Genomic DNA, 1,683 nt, shown 5'->3' with positions numbered 1-1,683 from the left:
CGGTTCGCCACCGACGCTTTCTTCTTTCAGGAAGGGCATGCCGAGCGCTATGAGCTCGCCCGTTACGGCCGGTTCCGTGTCAACGAACGCGGCGAGCCTTTGCTGGTGGCTTTGCATGATGAAGCGTTCAAAGAGCTGGGGGGAGTGAAACGTTGAGGATGAAACCTGCCAGCAAGCCTGGAGTGGTTGGGACCGCTTTTCCTGTCTCATGGTACCGAAGATCGCATGTGGTCGGTGGAGATGACGCGGCGCCTGGAGCAGCGGCTGCAAGCGCACGGGCGCGAACCCGAAGTGTACTATTACGAAGGGGAGGATCCTCTTCCCGGGAGCGCCGGCGAGATCGACGCTGCCAAGGAACATCCTCCCTGGCAGCGCCAGTTCCGCAACGTGACCGATCGTTCCTGGCGAATGTTAGCGATGTGATTCGATCAGCCGTTGCAGCTTCGGATCGCGCACGCTCAGCACTTCGAATAATCCCAGTGCTCTGAGGACGGGCAGCGCCTCGACAATATCGCGCTCGGCAACGTCACGTGCCTGAGGTGTCGCCGCCGGATCGCTCCAGCATTTGGCATTGGCCAGAAATGCGCCGACGTTCCCTTTACGAATGACGATGCCGTCCTGCTCGATTTGGTTCAGGTGATCGGGAAGGATGTCTTCGGCTCGCATGGCAGTTCCTCCTGTGATTGGAACTTTACTTTATAGGGATAACGAAGGCGCGAATGCGCTATAAAGGACAAGCAATAGCGAAAAGAAGCCATGTTATGTCGTCACCTTTCCTTTCCACGGCGCTAGCCTCGTCATTGGCTGGGCCGCGTGTCATTGCCGTCGAACGGAAATCGGGTACCGTTCGAACAACGTGCCGTCATTGCCATGCCCGGGGGCAGTTGCTGGGCTCATTGAATGGCTTGGTATCGGTAGAGACGGAGGATAGCCAATGGGTCGTGCCGGCGACCCACGCCGTGTGGATGCCTCCTGGCGTTGTGCATGGCACGCGTTCTCACGGTGCCTTTGCCGGTTGGAGTGCTTATGTTCTGCCATCGGCCTGTGCCGATCTGCCTGATCAACCTTGCATACTGGCTGTTTCCGGCCTGTTGCGCGAAGTGGTGGCGCGACTGGCCAAGGCTGACGGTGGGAGTACTGAGGCTGCGCAATCGAGGCTGGCCGACGTGCTTCTGGATGAAATCCGCGCCCTTCCCCGCGAAGCGCTCGGATTGCCGATGCCGAAGGATGCGCGCTTGCTCAAGATCGCAAGGGCCCTGTCGAATCATCCCGCTGACGATCGACGTCTACGGGAGTGGGCCGAATGGGTCGCCATGGCGCCACGCACGCTGTCGAGGCGCTTTGTCATCGAGACGGGGTTCACCTTGACCGAATGGCGCCAGCGGGTTCGCCTGCTGCGTGCCCTGGAGATGTTGGCAGTGGGCAAGGCTGTGACGTATGTGGCTTTGGAGCTGGGATACGAGAACGTCAGCGCATTCATCGCCCTTTTTCGACGTACCTATGGGGTGACTCCGGGGCAGTACGCGTCTTTTGGCGTTCTTCATAGCGATGAAATCAATCGTTAGTTGCGTGACGACACGCCCCTAGGGCTTCATTCGAACCGCTTTACCCATTCTGCCACCTTGTCGCCGCTGCCCATGCCGGGCTCCACCAGGCCGTCGATCATGAAAGTCGGCGTGCTAT

General features: G+C 59.4%; 4 protein-coding genes. 3 read left to right on the top strand and 1 reads right to left on the bottom strand.

The features are described from left to right. Window positions 1-156 (top strand): GDYXXLXY domain-containing protein (locus QPM17_RS23745; protein WP_340367543.1); only part of this gene is annotated, 156 nt, incomplete at its 5' end. A 69-nt stretch (window positions 157-225) separates the two neighbouring features. Then, the gene (locus tag QPM17_RS23565) at window positions 226-423 is read left to right on the top strand and encodes a hypothetical protein (RefSeq protein ID WP_285394178.1); all 198 of its coding nucleotides are present in this window, start codon (window positions 226-228) and stop codon (window positions 421-423) included. On the opposite strand, the gene QPM17_RS23560 is transcribed toward QPM17_RS23565, so the two are convergent. Further along, window positions 412-666: a hypothetical protein gene (locus QPM17_RS23560; protein ID WP_285394177.1), complete on the bottom strand. Its 255-nt coding sequence runs from the start codon at window positions 664-666 to the stop codon at window positions 412-414. The two genes, QPM17_RS23565 and QPM17_RS23560, sit on opposite strands and share 12 nt — an antisense overlap. Window positions 667-761: 95 nt before the next feature. On the opposite strand from QPM17_RS23560, the gene QPM17_RS23555 reads away from it, so the two are divergent. Then, on the top strand, window positions 762-1,565 hold the full coding sequence (locus QPM17_RS23555) for an AraC family transcriptional regulator (protein ID WP_285394176.1): 804 nt from the start codon (window positions 762-764) through the stop codon (window positions 1,563-1,565). Window positions 1,566-1,683 lie beyond the last annotated feature (118 nt).

Source organism: Marinobacter azerbaijanicus, from assembly GCF_030250645.1.
GTDB lineage: Bacteria > Pseudomonadota > Gammaproteobacteria > Pseudomonadales > Oleiphilaceae > Marinobacter > Marinobacter azerbaijanicus.
The sequence above is the reverse complement of the archived record's forward strand: the minus strand, read 5'-3'. Positions and strand labels throughout refer to the sequence as shown.

Bases quoted from the DNA above. Each gene is read 5' to 3' on its own strand.
- QPM17_RS23555 (WP_285394176.1), top strand. From the start codon at position 762: ATGTCGTCACCTTTCCTTTCCACGGCGCTAGCCTCGTCATTGGCTGGG.
- QPM17_RS23560 (WP_285394177.1), bottom strand. From the start codon at position 666: ATGCGAGCCGAAGACATCCTTCCCGATCACCTGAACCAAATCGAGCAG.
- QPM17_RS23565 (WP_285394178.1), top strand. From the start codon at position 226: ATGTGGTCGGTGGAGATGACGCGGCGCCTGGAGCAGCGGCTGCAAGCG.